The organism is Pseudomonas sp. CVAP#3, from assembly GCF_018986375.1.
Classification (GTDB): domain Bacteria; phylum Pseudomonadota; class Gammaproteobacteria; order Pseudomonadales; family Pseudomonadaceae; genus Aquipseudomonas; species Aquipseudomonas helvetica.
Window position 1 is genome coordinate 1 of sequence record NZ_JAHMSC010000016.1, and the last position, 23,630, is coordinate 23,630.

At 60.2% G+C, this 23,630-nt stretch carries 23 protein-coding genes, 1 other RNA gene and 1 pseudogene; 10 read left to right on the forward strand and 15 right to left on the reverse strand.

What is annotated here, in order from left to right:
• Positions 1–88 precede the first annotated feature (88 nt).
• Positions 89–2,962 (reverse strand): aminomethyl-transferring glycine dehydrogenase, encoded by a 2,874-nt coding sequence (gene gcvP / locus KRR23_RS22330; RefSeq protein ID WP_216744296.1) that lies wholly within the window; start codon positions 2,960–2,962, stop codon positions 89–91.
• Positions 2,963–3,116: 154 nt separating this feature from the next.
• Here gcvP and KRR23_RS22335 point away from each other — a divergent pair, with 154 nt between their 5' ends.
• The gene (locus KRR23_RS22335) at positions 3,117–4,259 is read left to right on the forward strand and encodes a DegT/DnrJ/EryC1/StrS aminotransferase family protein (RefSeq protein WP_216744297.1); all 1,143 of its coding nucleotides are present in this window, start codon (positions 3,117–3,119) and stop codon (positions 4,257–4,259) included.
• 55 nt (positions 4,260–4,314) lie between these two features.
• Here KRR23_RS22335 and gcvH read toward each other — a convergent pair whose 3' ends face one another.
• The 9 genes and pseudogenes from gcvH to KRR23_RS22380 form a co-directional block, all read right to left on the reverse strand.
• Positions 4,315–4,698, reverse strand: coding sequence for a glycine cleavage system protein GcvH (gene gcvH / locus KRR23_RS22340; RefSeq protein ID WP_216744298.1), 384 nt, complete (start codon positions 4,696–4,698; stop codon positions 4,315–4,317).
• 51 nt (positions 4,699–4,749) lie between these two features.
• Positions 4,750–5,832, reverse strand: a complete 1,083-nt coding sequence (gene gcvT / locus KRR23_RS22345) for a glycine cleavage system aminomethyltransferase GcvT (protein ID WP_216744299.1) — start codon at positions 5,830–5,832, stop codon at positions 4,750–4,752.
• A 155-nt stretch (positions 5,833–5,987) separates the two neighbouring features.
• Positions 5,988–7,604, reverse strand: coding sequence for an iron ABC transporter permease (locus KRR23_RS22350; protein ID WP_216744300.1), 1,617 nt, complete (start codon positions 7,602–7,604; stop codon positions 5,988–5,990).
• Positions 7,605–7,801: 197 nt separating this feature from the next.
• Positions 7,802–8,803 (reverse strand): extracellular solute-binding protein, encoded by a 1,002-nt coding sequence (locus KRR23_RS22355; protein ID WP_216744301.1) that lies wholly within the window; start codon positions 8,801–8,803, stop codon positions 7,802–7,804.
• A 157-nt stretch (positions 8,804–8,960) separates the two neighbouring features.
• Positions 8,961–10,178, reverse strand: coding sequence for a 2-octaprenyl-3-methyl-6-methoxy-1,4-benzoquinol hydroxylase (locus KRR23_RS22360; RefSeq protein WP_216744377.1), 1,218 nt, complete (start codon positions 10,176–10,178; stop codon positions 8,961–8,963).
• Between the two features lie 9 nt (positions 10,179–10,187).
• Positions 10,188–10,280: pseudogene (locus KRR23_RS22365) on the reverse strand (tetrameric acyl-CoA thioesterase); the annotation flags it as partial.
• 4 nt (positions 10,281–10,284) lie between these two features.
• On the reverse strand, positions 10,285–11,472 hold the full coding sequence (ubiH, locus tag KRR23_RS22370; protein WP_103317814.1) for a 2-octaprenyl-6-methoxyphenyl hydroxylase: 1,188 nt from the start codon (positions 11,470–11,472) through the stop codon (positions 10,285–10,287).
• Positions 11,469–12,803: a Xaa-Pro aminopeptidase gene (gene pepP, locus KRR23_RS22375; RefSeq protein WP_123581010.1), complete on the reverse strand. Its 1,335-nt coding sequence runs from the start codon at positions 12,801–12,803 to the stop codon at positions 11,469–11,471. The genes ubiH and pepP overlap by 4 nt, the downstream gene beginning before the upstream one ends.
• Before the next feature lie 27 nt (positions 12,804–12,830).
• Positions 12,831–13,388, reverse strand: a complete 558-nt coding sequence (locus KRR23_RS22380; RefSeq protein WP_216744302.1) for a YecA family protein — start codon at positions 13,386–13,388, stop codon at positions 12,831–12,833.
• A gap of 128 nt (positions 13,389–13,516) precedes the next feature.
• Between KRR23_RS22380 and KRR23_RS22385 the strand changes: the two genes are divergently transcribed.
• The 4 genes from KRR23_RS22385 (at position 13,517) to KRR23_RS22400 (ending at position 14,942) form a co-directional block, all read left to right on the forward strand.
• Positions 13,517–13,726 carry a TIGR02449 family protein gene (locus KRR23_RS22385; RefSeq protein WP_007982902.1) on the forward strand — a complete coding sequence of 70 codons (210 nt, stop codon included), beginning with the start codon at positions 13,517–13,519 and terminating at the stop codon, positions 13,724–13,726.
• Complete coding sequence (locus tag KRR23_RS22390) at positions 13,723–14,040, forward strand: cell division protein ZapA (protein WP_019694181.1); 318 nt, start codon at positions 13,723–13,725, stop codon at positions 14,038–14,040. Before KRR23_RS22385 ends, KRR23_RS22390 begins: the two co-directional genes overlap by 4 nt.
• A gap of 30 nt (positions 14,041–14,070) precedes the next feature.
• Positions 14,071–14,249: non-coding RNA, 6S RNA (gene ssrS, locus KRR23_RS22395), on the forward strand.
• Positions 14,250–14,336: 87 nt separating this feature from the next.
• Positions 14,337–14,942, forward strand: coding sequence for a 5-formyltetrahydrofolate cyclo-ligase (locus KRR23_RS22400; protein ID WP_054598197.1), 606 nt, complete (start codon positions 14,337–14,339; stop codon positions 14,940–14,942).
• Positions 14,943–14,984: 42 nt separating this feature from the next.
• On the opposite strand, the gene KRR23_RS22405 is transcribed toward KRR23_RS22400, so the two are convergent.
• Positions 14,985–15,143, reverse strand: a complete 159-nt coding sequence (locus tag KRR23_RS22405) for a hypothetical protein (RefSeq protein ID WP_178098566.1) — start codon at positions 15,141–15,143, stop codon at positions 14,985–14,987.
• 197 nt (positions 15,144–15,340) lie between these two features.
• Here KRR23_RS22405 and KRR23_RS22410 point away from each other — a divergent pair, with 197 nt between their 5' ends.
• Positions 15,341–15,793 carry an EVE domain-containing protein gene (locus tag KRR23_RS22410; RefSeq protein WP_216744303.1) on the forward strand — a complete coding sequence of 151 codons (453 nt, stop codon included), beginning with the start codon at positions 15,341–15,343 and terminating at the stop codon, positions 15,791–15,793.
• A gap of 143 nt (positions 15,794–15,936) precedes the next feature.
• Here KRR23_RS22410 and KRR23_RS22415 read toward each other — a convergent pair whose 3' ends face one another.
• The gene (locus KRR23_RS22415; protein ID WP_054594575.1) at positions 15,937–16,344 is read right to left on the reverse strand and encodes a flagellar basal body-associated protein FliL; all 408 of its coding nucleotides are present in this window, start codon (positions 16,342–16,344) and stop codon (positions 15,937–15,939) included.
• 151 nt (positions 16,345–16,495) lie between these two features.
• Here KRR23_RS22415 and KRR23_RS22420 point away from each other — a divergent pair, with 151 nt between their 5' ends.
• The 3 genes from KRR23_RS22420 (at position 16,496) to glpT (ending at position 19,653) form a co-directional block, all read left to right on the forward strand.
• Positions 16,496–17,473: an NADPH:quinone oxidoreductase family protein gene (locus KRR23_RS22420; protein WP_216744304.1), complete on the forward strand. Its 978-nt coding sequence runs from the start codon at positions 16,496–16,498 to the stop codon at positions 17,471–17,473.
• Between the two features lie 51 nt (positions 17,474–17,524).
• A complete protein-coding gene (locus KRR23_RS22425; RefSeq protein WP_216744305.1) occupies positions 17,525–18,139 on the forward strand; it encodes a flagellar basal body-associated protein FliL in 615 nt (204 codons plus the stop codon).
• Between the two features lie 164 nt (positions 18,140–18,303).
• On the forward strand, positions 18,304–19,653 hold the full coding sequence (gene glpT, locus KRR23_RS22430; protein WP_216744306.1) for a glycerol-3-phosphate transporter: 1,350 nt from the start codon (positions 18,304–18,306) through the stop codon (positions 19,651–19,653).
• Here glpT and KRR23_RS22435 read toward each other — a convergent pair.
• Complete coding sequence (locus KRR23_RS22435) at positions 19,650–20,288, reverse strand: gamma-glutamylcyclotransferase (protein WP_123581017.1); 639 nt, start codon at positions 20,286–20,288, stop codon at positions 19,650–19,652. The genes glpT and KRR23_RS22435 overlap by 4 nt on opposite strands.
• Positions 20,289–20,628: 340 nt before the next feature.
• Between KRR23_RS22435 and KRR23_RS22440 the strand changes: the two genes are divergently transcribed.
• A complete protein-coding gene (locus KRR23_RS22440) occupies positions 20,629–21,108 on the forward strand; it encodes a sn-glycerol-3-phosphate transporter (protein WP_103317836.1) in 480 nt (159 codons plus the stop codon).
• Here KRR23_RS22440 and KRR23_RS22445 read toward each other — a convergent pair.
• Both KRR23_RS22445 and ubiD read right to left on the reverse strand, forming a co-directional pair.
• Entirely contained in the window at positions 21,105–22,082 is a 978-nt protein-coding gene (locus KRR23_RS22445; protein ID WP_216744307.1) for a CDP-6-deoxy-delta-3,4-glucoseen reductase, read from the reverse strand. The genes KRR23_RS22440 and KRR23_RS22445 overlap by 4 nt on opposite strands.
• Positions 22,082–23,548, reverse strand: a complete 1,467-nt coding sequence (gene ubiD, locus KRR23_RS22450) for a 4-hydroxy-3-polyprenylbenzoate decarboxylase (RefSeq protein WP_216744308.1) — start codon at positions 23,546–23,548, stop codon at positions 22,082–22,084. The genes KRR23_RS22445 and ubiD overlap by 1 nt, the downstream gene beginning before the upstream one ends.
• Positions 23,549–23,630 lie beyond the last annotated feature (82 nt).

Genomic DNA, 23,630 nt, shown 5'->3' on the forward strand with positions numbered 1-23,630 from the left:
ACTCAGGCCGCTCAGGCATAGACATGTAAACGTCCAGCTTTTTGGGGTCAGATCAGAGCGTGGGAACGATCAATCAAAGCCGTGCATTTCAGCGGTATTCGTCCACCGGCACGCAGGCGCAGAACAGGTTGCGATCCCCGTAGACGTTGTCCACGCGGTTCACCGTCGGCCAGTATTTATGCAGCCTGGTGTGCGTGTCCGGGGTCACCGCTTGCTCGATGCTGTAAGGCCGATCCCAGACGCCGGTAATGTCCGCCAACGTATGCGGCGAGCGTTTCAGCGGATTGTCCTCGGCAGACCAATTGCCATTCTGCACCTCGGCAATTTCCGCGCGAATACTCAGCATCGCGCTGATAAAGCGATCCAGTTCCGCCTTGGACTCGCTTTCAGTAGGCTCGACCATCAACGTACCCGGCACCGGGAAAGACATGGTCGGCGCATGGAAACCGTAATCCATCAGCCGCTTGGCGACGTCTTCTTCACTGATACCGGTTTGCGCCTTGAGCGGTCGCAAGTCGAGGATGCATTCGTGCGCCACCCGCTCGTTGCGCCCGGTGTAGAGCACCGGGAACGCACCGGACAAATGTTTTGCCAGGTAATTGGCCGAAAGAATCGCCACTTCACTGGCATCCGCCATCTGCGGCCCCATCATCGCGATGTACATCCAGCTGATCGGCAAAATGCTCGCACTGCCCCAAGGCGCTGCGCTGACTGCACCATTCTGCGGATCGGGCCCCTCGATCGGCACCACCGGGTGATTGGCAACAAACGGCGCCAAATGCGCCCGCACCCCAATCGGTCCCATCCCCGGCCCGCCTCCGCCATGGGGAATGCAGAAGGTCTTGTGCAGGTTCATGTGCGAGACATCGGCACCGATATCCGCCGGGCGGGCCAGCCCGACCTGTGCGTTGAGGTTGGCGCCGTCCATGTACACCTGACCGCCGTGGCTGTGGATAACTTCACAGATTTCGTTGATGCCCTCTTCATACACCCCATGGGTCGAAGGGTAAGTGGCCATCAGGCAGGAAAGCTTGTCGCCGGCAGCCGTCGCCTTGGCTTTCAGGTCATCGAGATCAACGTTACCGGCATCGTCGCAGTCGACGATCATCACCCGCATCCCGGCCATCTGCGCCGAGGCCGGGTTCGTGCCGTGGGCAGACGCGGGAATCAGACAGATGTCACGTGCGCCTTGCTGACGGCTTTCATGGTATTTGCGGATCGCCAGCAACCCGGCGTATTCACCTTGGGCGCCGGAGTTGGGCTGCATGCAGATCGCATCAAAACCGGTAATCGCGCAGAGCCAGCTTTCCAGTTCGCTGATCATCAGCGAATAACCCACCGCCTGCTCTTTCGGCGCAAAGGGGTGCAGGTTGGCGAACGCCGGCCAGGTGATCGGGATCATTTCGCTACTGGCATTGAGCTTCATGGTGCAGGAGCCCAGCGCAATCATCGACTGGTTGAGTGCCAGGTCCTTGTTTTCCAGTTGCTTGAGGTAACGCAACATTTCAGTTTCGCTGTGATGGGCGTTGAACACCGGATGACGCAAATACGAGGTGGTCCGCAACAAGCCGTCGGGAACCCCGGAGATCAGCTGTTCGCCATCCAGCTCGGCGACATTAAGCCCGTGATCGGCACCCAGGAACACATCAAACAGCTTCGCTACGGTGCGCTCATCGCAGCTCTCGTCGAGACTCAAGCCAACCTGCCCGCGCCCAAGAATCCGCAGGTTGATCTGCGCCGCTTTGGCGCTGTCGATGATCGCGGTCTGGCTGCCGCCGACCTCCAGGGTCAAGGTGTCGAAGAAGTGCTGGTTGAGCCGGGTGATGCCGTTGCGCTCCAGCCCGGCGGCGAGAATGCACGTTAGCCGGTGTACTCGTTGCGCAATCCGTTTAAGCCCCTGAGGGCCATGGTAGACCGCGTAAAAACTGGCGATATTGGCCAGTAATACCTGAGCCGTGCAGATATTCGAATTGGCCTTCTCGCGGCGGATGTGTTGCTCGCGGGTTTGCAGGGCCATGCGCAGCGCGACGTTGCCGCGAGCATCTTTCGAAACGCCGATGATCCGCCCGGGAATCGCTCGTTTGTATTCATCGCGGCTGGCGAAAAACGCTGCGTGAGGGCCGCCGTAGCCCATCGGCACACCAAAGCGCTGGGACGAGCCGAATACCACGTCAGCGCCCATTTCACCTGGCGGCGTCAGCAACAACAGGCTCAGCAGATCAGCTGCAACGCAGGCCAGCGCCTGCTGCGCATGCAAGTGATCGATCAGCGGGCGCAGGTCGCGGATTTCGCCATGGGTATCGGGATACTGCAGCAGCGCGCCGAACACCTGATGCCGTTTCAGATTATCCACAGTGTCGACGATCAGTTCGAAGCCAAAGCCTTCAGCGCGGGTCTTCACCACGGAAATGGTTTGTGGATGACAGTTCTCGTCGACGAAGAACAGATTGCTTTTCGACTTCGCGACACGCTTGGCCAGTGCCATGGCTTCGGCCGCCGCCGTGGCTTCGTCGAGCAGCGAGGCGTTGGCCAGTTCCAGGCCCGTCAGGTCGATGGTCAATTGCTGGAAATTGAGCAGTGCTTCGAGTCGCCCCTGAGCAATTTCCGGCTGATAGGGCGTGTAAGCGGTGTACCAACCGGGATTTTCCAGCACGTTGCGCAAGATCACCGCAGGCGTCAGGGTGCCGTGGTAACCCATGCCGATCAGGCTGGTCCAGACCTCATTCTGTTCGGCATAGCCGCGCAGCTTTGCCAGCGCGGCCTCTTCATCGAGCGCGGGCGGCAAGTCCAGTACGCGATTGAGGCGAATTCCCGGCGGCACCGTCTGCTCGATCAGCTCGACACGGCTGCCAAGCCCGAGGCTGTCGAGCATCGCCTGCTGCTCGGCGGTGTCCGGCCCCAGGTGGCGCCGCAGAAAGGCATTCGGGTCTCGTAACTGGCTCAAGGATGGCAACTGGGACATGACGGGCTCTCTCTTGAATGGCGCTCAACGTCGATGCAACTCGATCAAAGCAGCATAGCTCCCCCTGTGCACTCGGCATGGCGTCTTTGCTCAATCAGGCTCATCATGTGCGGCGCATATATCTACCGTCAGCCAATCGGGTGCACTGATCGTCATGAGCCAACTGCCTTTTCTGCCGTTTTCCAAACCTACTATCGATGAAGCCACGATTGCCGCTGTCGGCGATGTCTTGCGCTCCGGCTGGATCACCAGCGGGCCCAAGGTTCAGGCGTTCGAAGCCCAGCTCTCGGAGTTTTTTGGCGGCCGTCCGGTGCGCACGTTCAACTCCGGGACCTGCACCATGGAGATCGCCCTGCGCATCGCCGGGATCGGTGCCGGTGACGAAGTCATCACCACGCCAATTTCCTGGGTCGCCACGGCCAACGTGATTCTCGAAGTCGGCGCCACCCCGGTGTTTGCCGACATCGACCCGATCACCCGCAACATCGACCTGGACCAGCTCGAAGCGGCCATTACCCCGCGTACCAAGGCCATTATCCCGGTGTTCCTCGCCGGTTTGCCGGTGGACATGAGCCGCCTGTACGCGATCGCCAAGAAACACGGCCTGCGCATTATCGAAGACGCCGCCCAGGCATTGGGTTCGAGCTGGAATGGGCAGCGCATCGGCGCCACGGGCGACTTCGTGTCGTTCAGCTTCCAGGCGAACAAGAACGTCACCTCCTCGGAAGGTGGCTGCCTGGTATTGAACAACGCTGAAGAAGTGCGGCTGGCCGAGAAATATCGCTTGCAAGGCGTGACCCGTACCGGCTTCGACGGCCTGGACGTCGACGTGCTGGGCGGCAAGTTCAATATGACCGACGTGGCAGCAGCCATTGGCCTGGGCCAATTCGCCCACATTGAAGCCATCACCGCTCACCGCCGCGAACTGGCCAAGCATTACTTCGCCTGCTTCGGCAGCGATTTCGAGGCCAAATACGGTGCGCAGCTGCCACCGGCAGACTTCACCAACAGCAACTGGCACTTGTTCCAGCTGGTACTGCCAGAGCGCAAGGACGGCAAACCGGCCCGTGCAACCTTCATGGAGCAAATGCAGGAACTGGGCGTCGGCATCGGCTACCACTACCCGCCTATCCACCTGCTGAGCCTTTACCGCGAACGCGGTTTCAAGGAAGGCATGTTCCCGGTGTCCGAACGCGTCGGTCGCCTGATCGTCTCGCTGCCGATGTTCACGGCCATGAGCAAAAGCGATGTCGAGCGTTCAGTGGCGGCAGTGAAGGCTGTATTGCAAAACGCGTAAATCGCACCCACAAAAAAGCCTCGATCACTCGAGGCTTTTTCATTTCCGGCAGCAATTACTCGCCGATGGCGTTCTTGTAGCCAGCAGGGTCGAGCAACTTGTCCAGCTCAGAGGTATCTGTTGGCTCGAGTTTGAAGAACCAGCTGTCGTATGGCGCGCTGTTGACCAGCTCCGGGCTGTTGGCCAACTCTTCGTTAACGGCGATGACTGTACCGGAGACCGGCGAGTAGATATCCGAAGCCGCCTTGACCGACTCGACTACGCCCGCAGCTTCACCGGCAGCGAAGACTTTGCCGATTTCCGGCAGCTCGACGAACACCACATCACCCAAGGCTTCCTGAGCATGGTCTGAAATACCGACTTTTACGCCGCCATCCTCATCCAGACGCGCCCACTCGTGACTTTCGGCAAAACGCAGGTCGGTAGGGATATCGCTCATGTTCTGTATCCTCAAGAAGAAATATCAGCGGTGCTGGCCCGCCAGAGAAAGTTAGATCAGGGTTTTGCCGTGACGCACGAAAGTCGGTTTGACTACCCGAACCGGGTACCACTTGCCACGAATTTCCACTTCAGCCCGGTCGGCGGTCGCCATCGGCACCCGCGCCAGGGCAATCGATTTGCTAAGCGTAGGAGAGAAACTACCACTGGTGATCTCTCCTTCGCCAACATCAGCGATGCGAACCACCTGATGGGCACGTAAAACCCCGCGCTCTTCGAGCACCAGACCAACCAGTTTTTGCTTCACCCCTGCTGCCCGTTCAGCCTCAAGCGCGGCCCGGCCGATGAACTGACGAGTGGCCGGTTCCCAGTCAATGCTCCAGGCCATATTGGACGCCAGCGGTGAGACATCCTGATGAATGTCCTGGCCGTAGAGATTCATCCCAGCCTCAAGACGCAGCGTGTCGCGGGCGCCGAGGCCAATCGGCGATATGCCCGCACCGACCAGATCGTTGAAGAATCCCGGCGCCTGATCGGCCGGCAAGGCAATCTCCAGACCGTCTTCGCCGGTGTAACCGGTACGGGCGATGAACCAGTCGCCGTCACACTGACCTTCAAACGGTTTGAGTTGCTGGATCAGCGTGCCACGGGACTGGGTCACCAACTCGGCGATCTTTTGCCGCGCCTGCGGACCTTGAATCGCCAGCATCGCCAGCTCGCTGCGCTCGTGCAGTTGCACCTGATAATTGCCGAGCTGGGCCTGCATCCAGGCCATGTCCTGATCACGGGTGGCGGCGTTCACCACCAGGCGGTAAGCATCCTCCAGGCGATAAACGATCATGTCGTCGACCACCCCGCCCCGCTCATTGAGCATGGTGCTGTACAAGGCACGGCCGACGCTGTGCAGACGTTCGACATCATTGGCCAGCAAATGCTGGAGCCAGGCCTTGGCCTGAGGGCCCCTGACATCGATCACGGTCATATGGGAAACATCGAAAACCCCACAGTCGCGGCGCACCTGATGGTGTTCCTCGACCTGTGAGCCGTAATGCAATGGCATATCCCAACCGCCAAAATCGACCATCTTCGCGCCAAGTGCGAGATGAAGGTCATACAGAGGCGTACGCTGTCCCATGGGTTTCTCCTTCCGGGCGTGGCGAAGGTACGGACAGGCGCTGCATGGTTGAAAGCCTTGAAGTAGAAGGCTTTCAGCCTATTTCAGCGACCCGGTCTGAAGGACGATCCGCACCGAATGCCGCGCATTGTAGCCGCAAGGTGTAGGACTGGCACCTAGCCGTTGTGATGTGCCGAACGTCGAATCAAGCCGATGACTGGTAACAGGCCTACCAGAATCAGTGTCAATGCCGGCAACGACGCCCGGGCCCACTCGCCTTCGCTGGTCATTTCAAAGATCCGCACCGCCAGCGTGTCCCAGCCAAACGGGCGCATCAGCAAGGTAGCGGGCATTTCCTTGAGCACATCGACGAACACCAGCAGTGCCGCGCTCAACGTGCCGGGCAGCAGCAACGGCAGATACACTTTGAAAAACAGTCGTGGCCCACTGACACCCAAACAGCGTGCAGCTTCTGGCAACGACGGACGGATCCGCGCCAGGCTATTTTCCAACGGCCCGTAGGCCACCGCGATAAAGCGCACCAGATACGCCAGCAACAGCGCCGACAGGCTGCCCAGCAGCAACGGTTTGCCTGCACCGCCAAGCCAGTCCGACAGCGGCACCACCAGTTCGCGGTCCAGGTAACTGAACGCCAGCATGATCGATACCGCCAGCACCGATCCGGGCAAGGCATAGCCGATATTGGCCAGGCTGACCCCGGAGCGAATCGTCCGGGTCGGTGCCAGGCGCCGGGCAAATGCCAGCAGCAGCGCGACGCTGACGGTGATCAGCGCCGCCATGGAGCCCAGGTATAACGTGTGGACGATCAGCCCGGCGTAACGCTCATCCAGGTCGAAGCGCCCGCGCTGCCAGAACCACGCCACCAGTTGCAGCAATGGAATGACAAACGCGCAGGCAAATACCAGCCCGCACCAACTGCTGGCGGCCACAGCCTTGAACCCGCGCAGGTGATAAAGCGCCTTGCCCCTTGGCCGCTCGTTGCTCGCCCGGCTGGCGCCACGCGCACGCCGCTCGCCGTACAGCAACAACATCACCACCAGCAGCAACAGGCTGGCCAGTTGTGCGGCGCTCGACAGACTGAAAAAGCCGTACCAGGTTTTGTAGATCGCCGTAGTGAAGGTGTCGAAGTTGAACACCGACACTGCGCCGAAATCCGCCAGCGTCTCCATCAATGCCAAGGCCACACCGGCACCAATTGCCGGCCGGGCCATCGGCAAGGCCACGCGCCAGAATGCTTGCCACGGTGATTGGCCGAGCACGCGCGCAGCCTCCATCAGGCCTTTGCCCTGGGCCAGAAACGCCGTGCGCGCCAGCAAGTAGACGTAGGGATAGAACACCAGCACCAATACCAGAATCACCCCGCCCGTTGAACGGACGCGCGGCAGCCGCAAACCACTGCCGAACCACTCGCGGAGCAGGGTTTGCACTGGACCGGCGAAATCCAGCAGCCCGACGAAAACGAACGCCAACACATAAGCCGGGATCGCAAACGGCAGCATCAGCGCCCAATCCAGCCAACGTCGCCCGGGGAATTCGCAGAGGCTGGTCAACCACGCCAGGCTCACGCCCAACAGCGTGACGCCAATCCCGACGCCGAGGATCAGCGTCAGGGTGTTGCCCAGCAGACGTGGCATCTGGGTTTGCCACAGGTGCGACCAGATCTGCAGGTCGACGGTTTGCCATGACAGCAGCAACACACTCAGCGGCAGCACCACCAGGGCGGCAACGACGAAAACCAGCGGATACCAACGGCGTTGGGCGGGATGGGCCAAGGAAAGTCTCTAAAAAGTTCGGAGCCGACGCAGTAATGCAGCCAGCCCCATTTTGTGGCGAGGGGGCTTGCCCCCGTTGGGTTGCGAAGCAGCCCTTGGTCAGCTACTTCATTTCTTCAGTCAAAGCGTGTCAGCCAATATTACGACCGCTTCGCGCTCGAACGGGGGCAAGCCCCCTCGCCACAACAACAGTGGAGTCAGTTCCAGCCGGCGCGGTCCATCAGGCGGATGGCTTCTGCCTGACGCAGGCCAGCCACTTCAACCGGCAGCGTGTCCGGGATGAACTTGCCCCAGGCCTCGACTTCCGCGGACGGTTTCACCGCCGGGTTGGCCGGGAATTCCTGGTTAGCGTCGGCGAAGATCTTTTGCGCTTCAGGTGTGGTCATCCATTCCACCAGAGCCTTGGCGGCTTCCGGGTGCGGGGCGTGTTTGGTCAGGCCAATGCCCGACAGGTTCACGTGTACGCCACGGTCGGCCTGGTTCGGCCAGAACAATTTGACCGGCAGGTCCGGCTTCTGCTGGTGCAGGCGGCCGTAGTAGTACGTGTTGACGATACCGACGTCGCATTGCCCGGCGCTGATCGCTTGCAGTACGGCGATGTCGTCAGAGAACACGTCAGTGGACAGGTTGCGCACCCAACCCTTGAGGATCTCTTCGGTTTTTTCGGCACCGTGGGTTTCAATCAGGGTTGCAGTCAACGACTGGTTATAGACCTTCTTCGCGGTACGCAGGCACAGCCGGCCTTCCCACTGCTTGTCAGCCAGCGCTTCGTAAGTGCTCAGGTCCGAGGGTTTTACCCGGTCGGTGGAATAGGCGATGGTCCGCGCCCGCAGGCTCAGGCCGGTCCAGGCGTGAGACGCGGCGCGGTATTGCAGCGGGATATTGGTGTCGATCACCTTGGAGGTGAACGGCTGCAGGATGCCCATTTGCTCGGCCTGCCAGAGGTTGCCGGCATCGACGGTCAGCAGCAGGTCGGCGGTGGCGTTCTGGCCTTCAGCCTTGATGCGCTGCATCAGCGGCGCTTCCTTGTCGGTGATGAACTTCACCTTTACGCCGGTTTTTTGGGTGTAGGCATCGAAGACCGGTTTGATCAGCTCGTCGATACGCGAGGAGTAGACCACCACCTCGTCGGCGGCCTGAGCGGTGGTGCCGATCAGGGTCAGGGCGAGGGCTGTCAGTAGACGCTTCGGTGCCAACATGGGAGCGGTCTCTCGAAATCAAAAATGAGCCGAAATGATAAGGACTCACATTTAGCTTCTCAACCGATCACGACCTGGAGGAGTTACCAGATGTTGCACCGTCGGAGATTGTTGGTGAATGTGCTCGCGATGAGGGCATCAGCGCTGATGCAAAATGTCAGGCCTTGGCCAATGCCGGCAGATCCCCGATCAATCCAAGCGCTTCGCGCACAAACAACGCCTTGGCTTCGGGCATCTGGTCGACCATTTTCAACCCGGTATTACGTAACCAGCGCAGTGGCAACGGATCGGCCTGGAACAAACGCTCAAAGCCTTCCATCGCTGCCATCAACGCCAGGTTGTGCGGCATGCGCCGACGCTCGTAGCGGCTGAGGACTTTCACGTCCGCCAGGCGCTCACCACGGCTGGCCGCCTGCAGCAGCACTTCAGCCAACACTGCGGCATCGAGGAAACCGAGGTTGACGCCCTGCCCGGCCAACGGGTGAATGGTGTGAGCGGCATCGCCGATCAGCGCCAGCCCCTCAGCCACATAACGCTTGGCATGGCGCTGGCGCAACGGCACGCAAAGTCGCGGGTCGGCGCTCAGCACCTTGCCCAAACGCCCTTCGAAAGCGCGCTCCAGCTCTTGGCAGAAACCTTCGTCGTCCAGCGCCATCAGGCGTTCGGCTTCGCTCGGGGTGGTCGACCAGACGATCGAGCACCAGTCCTGCTGGCCATCCCGCTCCAAGGGCAGGAAGGCCAGCGGGCCGTAATCGGTAAAACGCTGCCAGGCGGTCATCTGATGCGGCAGCGAGCTGCGAACACTGGTGACGATGGCGTGATGCAGATAATCCCACTCACGAGTCGCGACACCGGTGAGACGACGCACCGCCGAGTTGGCGCCGTCCGCCGCGATCACCAGCGGTGCTCGCAAGGTGCGGCCATCGGCCAGGGTCAACAGCCAGTCATCGCCGGAACGGCGCATCTGCTCCAGACGCGCATTGGCCAGCAGGCCCAGGTCGCAATCATGCAGGCGATCGAGCAGCGCATCCTGCACCACCCGGTTTTCGACGATATGCCCGAGTGCCTCGGCGTGGACGCTGGTGGCCGAGAAGTGAATCTGCCCGGTGCCGCTGCCGTCCCAGACATGCATATCGGTATAAGGGCTGCTACGCCGGTTGACAACGCCGTCCCACACCCCCAGACGCTCCAGAATCCGCTGACTGGCGGCCGACAAGGCGCTCACTCGAGGCTCGAATGCCGACTGCGCGTCGAAGGGTTTGACGCTCATGGGGCTGCCGTCGAGCAGCAGGACTTCCAGCCCGCTGTTCTGTAACGCCAGCGCCAACGCGCTCCCAACCATTCCGGCCCCGACAATCAGCAGATCTGCGCGCATTTCCATGCTTTAAGCCTGTCTCGCTTGCGGCTTAAGCCGCACGTAAAGGGTTTTATCGACCACGCTGCCCGCGCCGTCCTGAATATCGAAACACCGGGGTAAGCACTCAACCATCGGAGCGTGTTCCCAACCCCATGGCTTGCCGGGCGAACCAGCGTTTGGCCGGCGGCAATAGATCGAGGCCCAACAGGCCGATGTTGCGCCCCAGCGAAACCAGTGGCTGGGTGCTGCCGAACAATCGGGTGACCTGATCGGAGAAGCCCACGGTGAGGTTCTGGTCCAGCCGCTGGCGTTCACGGTAAGCCTGCAAGGTGGCGAAGTCGCCCGGTGCACTCGGGCTGGCGAGCAGCGCTTCGGCCAAGGCCTGGGCGTCGCGCAGCGACAGGTTGAAGCCCTGACCGGCAATCGGGTGCAGGCTGTGGGCGGCGTTGCCCAGCACGGCCAGATGCGGACGTACCTGCTCTTCGGCTTCGATCAACGACAACGGATATAGATTCCGCGCCCCCACCTGCTTGAGCGTGCCGAGGCGATAGCCGAACACGCCCTGCAACTCGCTGAGAAAGCTGCGCTCATCGAGTGCCGCCAGACGCTGCGCGTCCATGCCCAAGCGAGTCCAGACCAGCGCGCAGCGGTTTTCCGGCAGCGGCAGCAAGGCCATCGGGCCGTCATCGGTGAAGCGCTCGAACGCCATGCCGTTGTGGGCTTCGCTCGGGGTGATGTTGGCGATCAATGCACTTTGGTTGTACGGACGCTTTTTGACGCCGATCCCCAACTGCTCGCGCAAGCCCGAACGGCCGCCATCGGCCAGCACCGCGAGCTCGCACTCCAGTAGGGTTTCATCGTTGAGGGTCAGGCGGTAGCCGTCTTCCAGCGGCTCCATGCGCGTGACTTCGGCCGGGCAGCGCCAACTGATCACGTCCTTGTCCAGCCCCTGCCAGAGGCATTGACCCAGCCAGGCGTTTTCCACCACGTAGCCCAGGGCCGGAACGCCTTCTTCCATGGCCGACAGTCGCGCGGTGGAGAAACGCCCACGGTCGGAAACATGGATCTGTTTGATCGGCTCGGCGCGGCGGGAGATTTCCTGCCACAGGCCCAACCGCTGATAAATCTGCCGAGCACCGAAAGACAGCGCCGAAGAGCGCGCGTCGTAGCTTGGCTGGTAGCTGTCGCCGGGGGCGAACGGTTCGATCAGCACGATTTTCCAGCCACGGGCGCGGGCACCGGCCTGTAACGCCAACGCCAGACTGGCGCCCACCAGACCGCCACCGATGATTGCCAGATTGACTCGACTCATGCCGCCTGGGTCCGTGCAGCGGCCATCAAGGCCTCGATCTCGGCGACCGTTCTCGGCACACCGTTGGTCAGAATTTCACAGCCCTGCTTGGTTACCACCACGTCATCCTCGATGCGCACGCCAATGCCGCGCCATTTCTTCGCCACGTTCAGATTGCCCGGGGCAATGTAGATACCCGGCTCGACGGTCAGCGTCATGCCGACTTCCAGCACCCGCCATTCACCGCCGACCTTGTACTCGCCGACGTCATGCACATCCATGCCCAGCCAATGACCGGCACGGTGCATGTAAAACGCCTTGTAGGCTTCGCTGGCGATCAACTCATCGACATCGCCCTGCAACAAACCGAGCTTCACCAGACCGGCAGTAATCACTTGAACCGTCGCCTCGTGCGCCTGGTTCCAGTGCTTGTTGGGAGCGATCTGGGCAAACGCGGCAGCTTGCGATTCCAGCACCAATTCGTAGATCGCCTTCTGTTCCGGCGAATACTTGCCATTGACCGGCCAGGTGCGGGTGATGTCACTGGCGTAGCAGTCGATTTCGCAACCGGCGTCGATCAGCACCAGATCGCCGTCCTTGAGCTGCGCGTCATTCTGCTGGTAATGCAGGATGCAGCTGTTGCGCCCGGCGGCGACGATCGAACCATAAGCCGGCATTTTCGCCCCACCTTTACGGAACTCGTAATCGAGCTCGGCTTCCAGGCTGAACTCATGCAAGCCGACACGGCAGGCCTGCATCGCGCGAATGTGAGCCTGCGCGGAGATCCGTGCGGCTTCGCGCATCACCTTCACTTCTGCCGCCGATTTATACAGGCGCATGTCGTGCAGCAGGTGATCCAGCGCAACGAATTCGTTCGGCGGCTGGGCGCCCAGGTTCGCCTTGGAACGAATCACGTTGATCCAGTCCATCAGGTGGCGGTCGAATTCCGGGTTGCTGCCCATGGCCGAATACACCCGGTCCCGGCCTTCGATCAGGCCCGGCAGGATGTCGTCGATGTCGGTGATCGGAAAAGCGTCGTCGGCGCCGAAATCCCGGATCGCACCTTCCTGCCCGGCACGCAGGCCGTCCCACAGTTCGCGTTCGGCGTTGCGTTCACGGCAGAACAGGATGTACTCGCCATGCTCACGACCGGGTATCAGCACGATCACGGCCTGAGGCTCGGGGAAACCGCTGAGGTACTGGAAGTTGCTCTCCTGTCGGTAAACGTGTTCGACGTCGCGATTGCGGATCGCCACGGCGGCGGCCGGCAGGATTGCGATGCTGTTGGGTTCCATCTGCGCCATCAACGCCTTGCGGCGGCGGGTGTATTCCGATTTAGGGATATGAATCATGGGCAGATGGAAGTCCCTTGCAAACGATCAGTGCAGAGAAGGTTTGGCGGCCTGTGCGGCAGCTTTGTTGTTCTCGGTGAACAGCAGCAATGGCGCGACCCGCAGGTACTCCATGACTTCCATATAGTCACTTTCGCCGTCGTCGGATTCTTCCAGCGCATCTTGCACCTGAGCGATAGCCGCGAGATCCTGCAGGACTTCGGTGGCTTCAGCGCTCAACATGCTGCTATCACGGCAGTTCAGGCCGAAACCGCTGAGGAAGCCCTGACACCACTGGCCCAGTGCGACGGCACGTTCGGTCAGCGGCGCGTCATCGGTCGGCAGCAGTAGAACGACGGTCATGTCGTCGCTGGTCAGCTCGCCCTTGACCATCTCTTGCAGGCCGATCAGGGCATTGCGGACGTTGTCTTGTGGCTCGCTTTCGAGCAGCTCGGCGGCGTCGACCAGCCAGCCATCGGCTTCAAAGCCCGCGCCAGCGCAGCTGCGTCCGAGCAGCAGGCCGTGCAGTTCGGCAGGCGATACAGGATGGCCGCTGGTGCTCAGCAGGGTGGCGAAGGCTTGATACGGAGAATTCTGAATGGGCATGGGCAGCTAGGCGCCAGACGGCGCTATGTCTAGAATGAAGGCCTTGTATCCTACATCGACAGACTCGCCAAGACTATTAAAGGCTGTCCGCCAGTTACCGCCCATCAGACAAATCCCGTGGAACACGTATGGAAGACACCGACTTGCAAGCGCTGATGGCCAGACTCGAACTGCTAATTACCCGAGTCGAGCAACTTAAGAGCCAGAACGGACTCTTATTAGCTCAGGAAAAGACCTGGCGCGAGGAACGCGCGCACCTCATTGAAAAAAACGAAATCGCCCGGCGTAAGGTCGAATCGATGATTTCGCGCCTCAAGGCCCTGGAGCAAGACTCATGAGTTCAAGCAATAGCGTTACCGTGCAGATCCTCGATAAAGAGTACTCGATCATTTGCCCCCAGGAAGAGCGCAGCAATCTGGTGAGCGCCGCCCGTTATCTGGACGGAAAAATGCGCGAAATCCGCAGCAGCGGCAAAGTCATCGGCGCCGATCGCATCGCCGTGATGGCCGCGCTGAACATCACCCACGATCTGCTGCACACACGGGAACGTCCTGATGTGCAGGCCAGTGGCTCGACCCGCGAGCAGGTGCGTGACCTGCTTGATCGGGTGGATCTGGTGCTCGCCACCGATCCGGATGTCAGCAAGGGCTGATTCCCGAAGGTGGTTGCGGTATACTCGCGCCACTCCCTGGGGTGCTTGCCAGTTGACGATGTCCCTGAGCCGATTCGCACTACCCTGGAAGTTGCACGTTGGGCTGGTGTGCATGTCCGCTAGACGGAAAGCCTTAAAGCCTACTGCATCTTCCACCTTGAACTTTCGGGTTCAAGGGCTAAGTCGACAGCGGTTCATCCGGGGAGCCTGATTCAAGCCGATGCCGGTTTTTGCCGGCATCGGCTTTTTACGATGTCACCGCCCTGGTGCCCTCGACACTCGAACAGCCCATGACGATGACCGAACCTGCGCCGCTATCCCGCCCGCAACTTCGACGCATGCTGCGCCAGGCCCGTCGCGCACTGAGCAACAGTGAGCAGCGCCAGGCCGCTCGCGGGCTGTATCGGCAATTGGCGCAACATCCGTTGTTCCGCCGCGCAAAACACATATCCCTGTACCTGCCTACCGACGGTGAAATCGATCCGCGCCTGTTGCTGCGCGCCGCTCAACGCCGGGGCAAGGCGACTTACCTGCCCGTACTCAGCGCCTGGCCGCGAACCAAGATGGTCTTTCAGCGCATTCACCCCGGTGAAAAGCTGCGGCCTAACCGCTTTCGCATTCTCGAACCACGGGTCAACCAGGCTAAGCAACGCAAGGTCTGGGCACTGGATCTGGTGTTGTTGCCGCTGGTCGGTTTTGACGAACACGGCGGACGCCTGGGGATGGGGGGCGGCTTCTACGATCGCAGCCTGGCCTATCTGGCGCGCCGCAAGACCTGGCGCAAGCCGACGCTGCTGGGGCTGGCCCATGAATGCCAGAAAGTCGAAAAACTGGATCAAGCGAGCTGGGATGTACCGATGCAGGGAACGGTGACTGACAGGAAGTGGTATTTCGCGGACTAGATCTGGACGCCACTGCCATCAGCGGCGTCGCTTGCAGCGGTTTTAGCGCTTGTGCGGCTTTAGAGGTTGTTTCTGTTGTTGCGCGACTTCGATCGGTGCATCAGTCTTGTTCGCCCACAGGCTTTGCGCATAACCCGTGGTTACGACGCCCAGGCCGAACACAATAACTAAAATCCACAGTAAATCCGGTTTGCGTTTCATCGATTGCCCCCCTCAAGGCATGTCGCACACGATGACAGCAACGGTATCGCCAATGGCCCGTGCAGCAGCGTCTCGCTTAAAAGTCCGGCATTTTGCGGTAACGTGAAGCGACACGCAAACGCTGGCGTCAACCGACCGTCGGTTTGTCATAAAATCGCCGGACAACGTTCCCGACCACCGCTTTCGGAGCAAAAAAGATGGCCTATTGGCTTATGAAATCCGAGCCCGACGAGCTCTCGATCAAAGGCCTGGAGAAGCTCGGCGAAGCCCGCTGGGACGGCGTTCGCAACTATCAGGCACGCAACTTCCTGCGGGCCATGGCGGTCGGCGACGAGTTTTTCTTTTACCACTCCAGCTGCCCTGAACCGGGTATCGCCGGGATCGGACGAATCATCGAAGCGGCGTACCCGGACCCGACGGCGCTGGAACCCGAGAGTGTTTACTTCGACCCGAAGGCCACGCCTGAGAAAAATGCCTGGAGCGCGATCAACGTTGGTCACGTCGAGACATTTCCCAAAGTGCTGAAGCTCGACTATCTGAAACAGCAGACGGCACTGTCAGAGATGCCGCTGGTACAGAAAGGTTCGCGATTGTCGGTGATGCCGGTGACCGCCGAGCAATGGACGGCGGTGATCGCTTTACGGACGTAAACGATATAGCGATTGCAAGGACGCCTTCGCGAGCAAGCCCGCTCCCACATTAGATCTGCGCCGGATGCAAAATCTGCAGCCACTGGAGATCAGCTGTGGGAGCGGGCTTGCTCGCGAAGAGGCCCGCCCGGACAACGGAAGGCTTATTGAATGATCAGGTTATTGAACAACAGATCGTCAACCATCGGCTTGCCGGTTTCGTCATTCATCACTTGCTGGGTCTGCTTCAAGGCTTCCTGACGCAGCTTCTCTTTCGCTTCGACGTTGTTCATGGCCTCAGTGGTCTGCTGAGAAAACAACGCCACCAGCTGATTGCGAATCAACGGTTCGTTGGCCTTCACGGCCTTGACCGCGTCCTCGCCGGTTACCCGCAACGCCACATCAGCCTTGTAGACCTTGAGCTTCTGGGTGCCATCCAGCCCGTAGTTACCCACGAACGGTGGGCTCAGGCTGATATAGCTGACTTTCGGCGCTTCGCCTTCTTTGGCTTCTTCGGCCATCGCTGCCACAGGCAGAGACAGGGCCAGCATCAACATGATCCACGCTTTCACAATTCGCTCCTCATCCGGTTTGCGGCCTAGCATAACCACCCGCAGCCCAAGCACAAAGCTTATGGCTGCCTATCAGGGCCGGGCATGCTCGTTGACCCGTTGACTCACACACCTACACTTATCGGCCATCACTCCCAAAGGAATAGCCCTGATGAAAGCCGTGCTGTGCAAAGCCTTCGGCCCTGCCGAATCGCTGGTGCTGGAAGAAGTCGCCAGTCCTGTCGCCAAGAAGAACGAAATCCTGCTGGACGTGCATGCGGCCGGGGTGAACTTCCCGGACACGCTGATCATCGAGGGCAAATACCAGTTCAAGCCACCCTTCCCGTTTTCTCCGGGCGGTGAAGCCGCTGGAGTGGTGAGCGCGGTGGGCGAAAAAGTCAGCCACCTCAAGGTCGGTGACCGGGTCATGGCACTGACCGGATGGGGCAGTTTTGCCGAGCAAGTCGCGGTGCCGGGCTACAACGCGCTGCCTATCCCGCCGTCGATGGACTTCAACACCGCCGCTGCCTTCAGCATGACCTACGGCACTTCGATGCACGCGCTGAAACAGCGCGGCAACCTGCAACCGGGGGAAACCCTGCTGGTGCTCGGCGCTTCGGGTGGTGTCGGCCTGGCCGCCGTGGAAATCGGTAAAGCCATGGGTGCCCGGGTCATCGCTGCGGCCAGCAGCGCCGAGAAGCTCGCGGTAGCCAAGGCTGCCGGCGCCGACGAGTTGATCAATTACAGCGAAGCCAACCTCAAGGACGAAATCAAACGCCTGACCGACGGCAACGGCGCCGACGTGATCTACGACCCGGTGGGGGGCGACCTGTTCGACCAGGCGATCCGCGCCATTGCCTGGAACGGTCGCCTGCTGGTGGTCGGTTTCGCCAGCGGACGCATCCCGGAACTGCCGGTGAACCTCGCCCTGCTCAAGGGCGCAGCGGTACTCGGCGTGTTCTGGGGCTCCTTCGCCCAGCGCCAGCCACAAGACAACGCCGCGAACTTCCAGCAACTGTTTGGCTGGTTTGCCGAGGGCAAGCTCAAGCCCCTGGTGTCGCAGGTTTACCCACTGGCTCAGGCCGCCAATGCCATCAATGATCTGGGCCAGCGCAAGGCCGTTGGAAAGGTGGTGGTGCGGGTACGGTGAACACAACTCCCTGCTACGCTTCGAGTCTGTTTACCCATCACAGGACGGAGGATGAGCATGATGCTGCGCAAGCTGTTATTGAGTCTGGCGGTCTTGCCTGCACTGTTGATTTCAATGCAGACATTGGCGAATCAGAATAACAAGGAGGTTCCGGGTTTGAAGAATGTCACCGTACTGATCGTCCGACACGCGGAAAAACCCGACCAGGGCATGGGCCTCAGCCCTCGTGGCGAGCAGCGCGCCGAGGCGTATGCGCACTATTTCGACCCGCTGCAGTTGGGCAGCAAGAACCTGGTACCGCAACGCCTGATCGCCACCAGCGACAGCAAGTCCAGCGCGCGACCACGGCTGACCCTGACACCGCTGTCGCAGCGTCTGCACCTTCCGATCGAGCAACCCTATGCCGATGAAGAAGTCGACAAACTGGTCAAATCGCTGGACAAGAATAACCAGGCCCCGGTCGTATTGATCGCCTGGCATCACGGGCATATCGACAATCTGATCGAAGCGTTCGGTGGTGATGGCCAAGCGTTGACCGGGCAGAAATCCTGGCCAGAAGACGTCTATGACTGGTTGATCGTCTTGCGCTTCGACGACCAGGGGAATTTGGTCGAATCCCACAGCAAGAAGATCCAGGAACATCTGTTACCCGGAGATGGCAGCTGATTTCCGAATCCCCCCGCCCCTCCACCTGAAGAGCGCATGTTCATAAAAGAACATGCGTTCTCGTTCACTTCTCCGGATTTCCTTGACGACAAGCGGTGCTTTTTTCGGTAACGAAACTGTAACATTCGCATCCGCAGTCAAAACAAGAAATCTGGAGCTCTTGAATGTTTGCTTTTTTTCGTCCTGCCGCCCATCAGGCTCCATTGCCTGAAGAACACATAGACAGCACCTACCGGCGCTTGCGCTGGCAAATCTTCGCCGGAATTTTCTTTGGCTACGCCGGTTATTACCTGCTGCGCAAAAACTTCTCCCTGGCCATGCCGTACCTGATCGATGAAGGCTACACCCGTGGCCAGCTGGGCCTGGCGATGTCGGCGATCGCGATCGCCTACGGTCTGTCGAAGTTTTTGATGGGCCTGGTGTCCGACCGTTCCAACCCGCGTTACTTCCTGCCCTTCGGCTTGCTGGTATCGGCCGGGGTCATGTTCATTTTCGGTTTCGCACCGTGGGCAACGTCCAGCGTGACCATGATGTTCATCCTGCTGTTCATCAACGGCTGGGCCCAAGGCATGGGCTGGCCGCCGAGTGGCCGGACCATGGTGCACTGGTGGTCGCAGAAGGAACGCGGCGGCGTGGTGTCGGTCTGGAACGTCGCGCATAACGTCGGCGGTGGCCTGATCGGCCCGTTGTTCCTGCTTGGCATGGGCCTGTTCAACGACTGGCACGCGGCGTTCTACGTCCCCGCCGCCGTTGCGTTGCTGGTGGCCGTGTTCGCCTTCATGGTGATGCGCGATACCCCGCAATCGGTAGGCCTGCCGCCCATCGAGAAGTACAAGAACGATTACCCGGAAGGCTACGACGCCAGCCACGAAGACGAATTCAGTGCCAAGGAAATCTTCGTCAAATACGTGCTGCGCAACAAAATGCTCTGGTACATCGCCATGGCCAACGTCTTTGTCTACCTGCTGCGCTACGGCGTGCTGGACTGGGCGCCGACCTACCTGAAGGAAGCCAAGCACTTCGACGTGGATAAAACCTCGTGGGCGTACTTCTTCTATGAGTGGGCCGGCATCCCGGGCACGCTGCTGTGCGGCTGGATGTCGGACAAGATCTTCCGTGGCAACCGTGGCCTGACCGGCATGGTGTTCATGGCATTGGTGACCGTGGCGACCCTGGTTTACTGGCTGAACCCGGCCGGCAACCCGACCATCGACATGATCGCGCTGTTCTCTATCGGCTTCCTGATCTATGGCCCGGTGATGCTGATCGGTCTGCAAGCGCTGGAACTGGCGCCGAAGAAAGCCGCCGGTACGGCCGCGGGTTTCACCGGCCTGTTCGGGTATCTGGGCGGCTCGGTCGCGGCCAGTGCAGCGATGGGCTACACCGTGGACCATTTCGGCTGGGATGGCGGTTTCGTGCTGCTGGTTGGCGCGTGCCTGTTGGCGATGGCTTGTCTGGCACCGACCTTGTGGCACAAGCAAGTCGCCAGTCAGGGTCGTGAAGCGCTCGCTTAAGCCTTGCAGCGCTTGAGCCGCGCCTCCAGGTTCCGGTCTGGCATGGCGTGGCTGCGCAGGGCGTGGACAGTCTGCTCGACATAATCGCGAGTAGTGCCGTAACGCCCGCAAGCGCTTTCGAACACCTGGCTCAGCACATGGTCCGGCAAGTTGCCGGCATAGCTGGGCAGGTGCCGCTCCAAAACAAACCCCAATGCCTGAACCTTGCTGCCGTCTTCCAGCCGGCAATTGAGCCAGTGCGGGCGATAAGACGGCACCGGCATTTCGCGCTGCCACAAGGCAAACAGCGAGGCTTCCAACTGATCTTCCGGCAACCGATAGGCAAAGCCGCTGCAAGAACCACCGCGATCCAGACCAAATACCAACCCCGGCATTTCCGGCGTACCGCGGTGCTCGTGAGACCACAGGTACAAGCCGCGATGGTAACCATGCACGCGCCCGCGCACCCGCTCGACCGCCGTGCATTCGGGGCGCCAGATCAATGAACCGTAAGCGAATAACCAGACGGGCCCGCCCTTGTGCCGGGCCATGGTGGCCTGCATCGAGCTGAGCAATTGTTCGTGAGTCAGCTGCGCGCCCAGATCGAGCCGCGGAGGGTAAGCCAGATTCAAACAAGCAGATTCAATGGCGGTCATGGCAAAGGGTGTTCAGTCCCACAGTATTACAAGATGTAAGCAAGATTAACGTCATAGAACATATAGCAGTAAACGTAAAACGAAAAGTGCTAAAGGACGTATGACCCTTCTATATCAAGGACTGCGCCAATTCAGGAGTCTGATATATAGCCTAATACTCTTTGGGAAATATCTTAAATACCCGAATGAAATATGCATAAGCCTTGCGGCCGTTCAGAATCAACCGTCATTTAACAGATCTTTCTGACGTACTCGTCTGATACCCTGCCGCCCCTTCTTTGAATACAGGCGTATAGCAGCCTCCACAGGCGCAAGCCGAATTACCAATAGAGGTCGCAAGATGAAAAACCTGAAAATGTACGGGCTGCTGTTACTGGCGCTGGCCACTCCGGCGCTGGCAGTCGAAAGCCCGACTCAAGCAGACAAGGGCTTCTGGTACCTGCAAGGTAGCCTCTACACCAAACACTATTCGCCAGACCCCGATCACAATAACAATCAGGACCTGATCGGCCTTGAACGCAATGAAGCATCCGGCTGGCTGTTTGGTGCGGTGACTTTTCGTAACTCGTTCAGTCAGCGCTCGTATTACGCCTATGCGGGGAAGCGTTACGAGAGCGCCGACTATCCGGTGTATATAAAGCTGACCGGTGGATTACTCCAGGGTTACAGCGGCGAGTACAAGGACAAGATTCCGCTCAACCACTTCGGTGTCGCGCCCGTGATCATTCCATCACTGGGCGCTCATTACGGCCCGGTCGCCGCCGAGCTGGTTCTGCTCGGCTTTAACGCAGCCATGATCACCACCGGCGTGCGCTTTTAGCTTGCTTGCGGACGGGGCGCGTAGGCGAAGACGTCAGCGCGCATCTGGTGCGCGTCCATCCCGGCGTTGACCAAGGCGTCCAGCGTACCGTAAACCATCGCCGGCGAACCGCTGGCGTACACATGCAGGGACTTCAGGTCGGGGAAATCCTCGCAAACCGCCTCATGCAGCATGCCGCAACGCCCTTCCCAACCGCACAGATCGCTGACGACCTTGTGCAGGAACAGGTTGGGCAGCTTCAGCCATTCATCCCAATGTTCGATCTGATAGAAGTCTTCCGGCCGCCGCACGCCCCAGTACAGGTGTACCGGATGCTTGAAGCCCTTGGCCCGGCAATGCTCGATCAGGCTGTGGATCTGCCCCATGCCGGTACCCGCCGCCATCAACACCAGCGGGCAGTCAGGCAACTCGGCCAGATGCGTATCGCCGAAGGGCATTTCAATGCGCACCATGCGATTGCGCTGCAACTGCTCGATCAGGCTGAGCGCACTGGCTTCGCGCGCCAGCACATGCAGTTCCAGATCTCGTCCTGAATGCGGCGCAGAGGCCAGCGAGAAGGCGGATTTCTCGCCATTCTCGCGCTCGATCAGCAGGTACTGCCCGGCGTGATAGCGCGGCGGCTTGCCCGCCGGTGCCCGCAGTCGAACCCGCCAGGTATCACCGCCGACGTCTACGCATTCAGTGACCTGACACGACAGGCTGCGCACCGGTAGTTCTCCCAGCGCAAGGACGCCATCCCACAATACGATGCAGTCTTCCAGCGGCTCTGCTATGCAAGTGTAGAACTCACCGTGATCGCGCACATCGCCGGTCTGCTTGACCCGACCTTCGACCAGTAACGCCGCGCAAACGTGGCAGTTTCCATTACGGCAGCTTTGCGGGCACTCATAGCCCAAACGCCGCGCCCCATCGAGAATCCGCTCGCCGGGCAATATCTCAAGCACTGCTCCGGACGGCTGCAAGGTTACACGCATCAATCTATTCCTAATTGATTCCAGATGGCATCGATCCGGCGTGTCACCGCCTCATCCTTGACGATTACCCGGCCCCACTCGCGAGTGGTTTCGCCGGGCCATTTATGCGTGGCATCGAGTCCCATCTTCGAACCCAGGCCGGAAATCGGCGAGGCGAAGTCGAGGTAGTCGATCGGCGTGTTATCGATCATCACCGTGTCGCGCTTGGGGTCCATGCGCGTGGTGATGGCCCAGATCACGTCGTTCCAGTCGCGGGCGTTGATATCGTCGTCAGTGACGATAACGAACTTGGTGTACATGAACTGTCGTAAAAACGACCAGACACCGAGCATTACCCGCTTGGCATGGCCGGGGTACTGCTTTTTCATGGTCACGACAGCCATGCGGTACGAGCAGCCTTCGGGCGGCAAGTAGAAGTCGGTGATCTCCGGGAACTGCTTTTGCAGGATCGGCACGAACACTTCGTTCAGCGCCACACCGAGGATCGCCGGCTCATCCGGTGGACGGCCGGTGTAGGTGCTGTGGTAGATCGGCTTGATGCGGTGCGTGATGCGTTCGACGGTGAACACCGGGAAGCTGTCGACTTCGTTGTAATAGCCGGTGTGGTCGCCGTAAGGACCTTCGTCAGCCATTTCGCCCGGATGGATCACGCCTTCGAGGATGATCTCGGCGGTGGCCGGCACTTGCAGGTCGTTACCACGGCACTTCACAAGCTCGGTGCGGTTACCACGCAAGAGGCCGGCGAAGGCGTACTCGGACAGGCTGTCCGGCACCGGCGTTACCGCGCCGAGAATGGTTGCAGGGTCGGCACCCAATGCCACGGACACCGGGAATGGCTGGCCCGGATGTTTTTCGCACCACTCGCGGTAGTCCAGCGCGCCGCCACGGTGACTCAACCAGCGCATGATGACTTTGTTGCGGCCAATCACCTGCTGGCGATAGATGCCGAGGTTCTGGCGATCCTTGTTCGGGCCTTTGGTGACCGTCAGGCCCCAGGTGATCAGCGGGCCGACGTCGCCAGGCCAGCAGGTCTGCACTGGCAGCATTGCCAGGTCGACGTCATCGCCTTCGATGACCACTTCCTGGCAGATCGCGTCTTTGACGACTTTTGGCGCCATGGCGATGATTTTGCGGAAAATCGGCAGCTTGGACCAGGCGTCTTTCAGCCCCTTTGGCGGCTCGGGCTCTTTGAGGAAGGCCAGCAGCTTGCCAATCTCGCGCAGTTCGCTGACGGCTTCGGCGCCCATGCCCAGGGCCACGCGCTCAGGCGTACCGAACAGGTTGCCGAGCACGGGGATGTCATAACCGGTCGGGTTTTCGAACAGCAACGCCGGGCCCTTGGCCCGCAAGGTGCGATCGCAGACCTCGGTCATTTCCAGCACTGGTGAAACCGGAACCTGGATGCGCTTGAGCTCGCCGCGCTGCTCCAGGCCGCTGATAAAGTCGCGCAAGTCGCGATACTGCATGCATTAGCCTCGTTTTGGCCATGGCGTTCGGGGGCATGAGTTTAGCCTCGAACCCACCCGTTCAGAAGAGTGGCCTGGCAAA

Excerpts from the sequence above, each read along its gene's own strand:
- gcvP (WP_216744296.1), bottom strand. The coding sequence starts at position 2,962 with ATGTCCCAGTTGCCATCCTTGAGCCAGTTACGAGACCCGAATGCCTTT.
- KRR23_RS22335 (WP_216744297.1), top strand. The coding sequence starts at position 3,117 with ATGAGCCAACTGCCTTTTCTGCCGTTTTCCAAACCTACTATCGATGAA.
- gcvH (WP_216744298.1), bottom strand. The coding sequence starts at position 4,698 with ATGAGCGATATCCCTACCGACCTGCGTTTTGCCGAAAGTCACGAGTGG.
- gcvT (WP_216744299.1), bottom strand. The coding sequence starts at position 5,832 with ATGGGACAGCGTACGCCTCTGTATGACCTTCATCTCGCACTTGGCGCG.
- KRR23_RS22355 (WP_216744301.1), bottom strand. The coding sequence starts at position 8,803 with ATGTTGGCACCGAAGCGTCTACTGACAGCCCTCGCCCTGACCCTGATC.
- KRR23_RS22360 (WP_216744377.1), bottom strand. The coding sequence starts at position 10,178 with ATGCGCGCAGATCTGCTGATTGTCGGGGCCGGAATGGTTGGGAGCGCG.
- ubiH (WP_103317814.1), bottom strand. The coding sequence starts at position 11,472 with ATGAGTCGAGTCAATCTGGCAATCATCGGTGGCGGTCTGGTGGGCGCC.
- pepP (WP_123581010.1), bottom strand. The coding sequence starts at position 12,803 with ATGATTCATATCCCTAAATCGGAATACACCCGCCGCCGCAAGGCGTTG.
- KRR23_RS22380 (WP_216744302.1), bottom strand. The coding sequence starts at position 13,388 with ATGCCCATTCAGAATTCTCCGTATCAAGCCTTCGCCACCCTGCTGAGC.
- KRR23_RS22385 (WP_007982902.1), top strand. The coding sequence starts at position 13,517 with ATGGAAGACACCGACTTGCAAGCGCTGATGGCCAGACTCGAACTGCTA.
- KRR23_RS22390 (WP_019694181.1), top strand. The coding sequence starts at position 13,723 with ATGAGTTCAAGCAATAGCGTTACCGTGCAGATCCTCGATAAAGAGTAC.
- KRR23_RS22400 (WP_054598197.1), top strand. The coding sequence starts at position 14,337 with ATGACCGAACCTGCGCCGCTATCCCGCCCGCAACTTCGACGCATGCTG.
- KRR23_RS22405 (WP_178098566.1), bottom strand. The coding sequence starts at position 15,143 with ATGAAACGCAAACCGGATTTACTGTGGATTTTAGTTATTGTGTTCGGC.
- KRR23_RS22410 (WP_216744303.1), top strand. The coding sequence starts at position 15,341 with ATGGCCTATTGGCTTATGAAATCCGAGCCCGACGAGCTCTCGATCAAA.
- KRR23_RS22420 (WP_216744304.1), top strand. The coding sequence starts at position 16,496 with ATGAAAGCCGTGCTGTGCAAAGCCTTCGGCCCTGCCGAATCGCTGGTG.
- KRR23_RS22425 (WP_216744305.1), top strand. The coding sequence starts at position 17,525 with ATGAGCATGATGCTGCGCAAGCTGTTATTGAGTCTGGCGGTCTTGCCT.
- glpT (WP_216744306.1), top strand. The coding sequence starts at position 18,304 with ATGTTTGCTTTTTTTCGTCCTGCCGCCCATCAGGCTCCATTGCCTGAA.
- KRR23_RS22435 (WP_123581017.1), bottom strand. The coding sequence starts at position 20,288 with ATGACCGCCATTGAATCTGCTTGTTTGAATCTGGCTTACCCTCCGCGG.
- KRR23_RS22440 (WP_103317836.1), top strand. The coding sequence starts at position 20,629 with ATGAAAAACCTGAAAATGTACGGGCTGCTGTTACTGGCGCTGGCCACT.
- KRR23_RS22445 (WP_216744307.1), bottom strand. The coding sequence starts at position 22,082 with ATGCGTGTAACCTTGCAGCCGTCCGGAGCAGTGCTTGAGATATTGCCC.
- ubiD (WP_216744308.1), bottom strand. The coding sequence starts at position 23,548 with ATGCAGTATCGCGACTTGCGCGACTTTATCAGCGGCCTGGAGCAGCGC.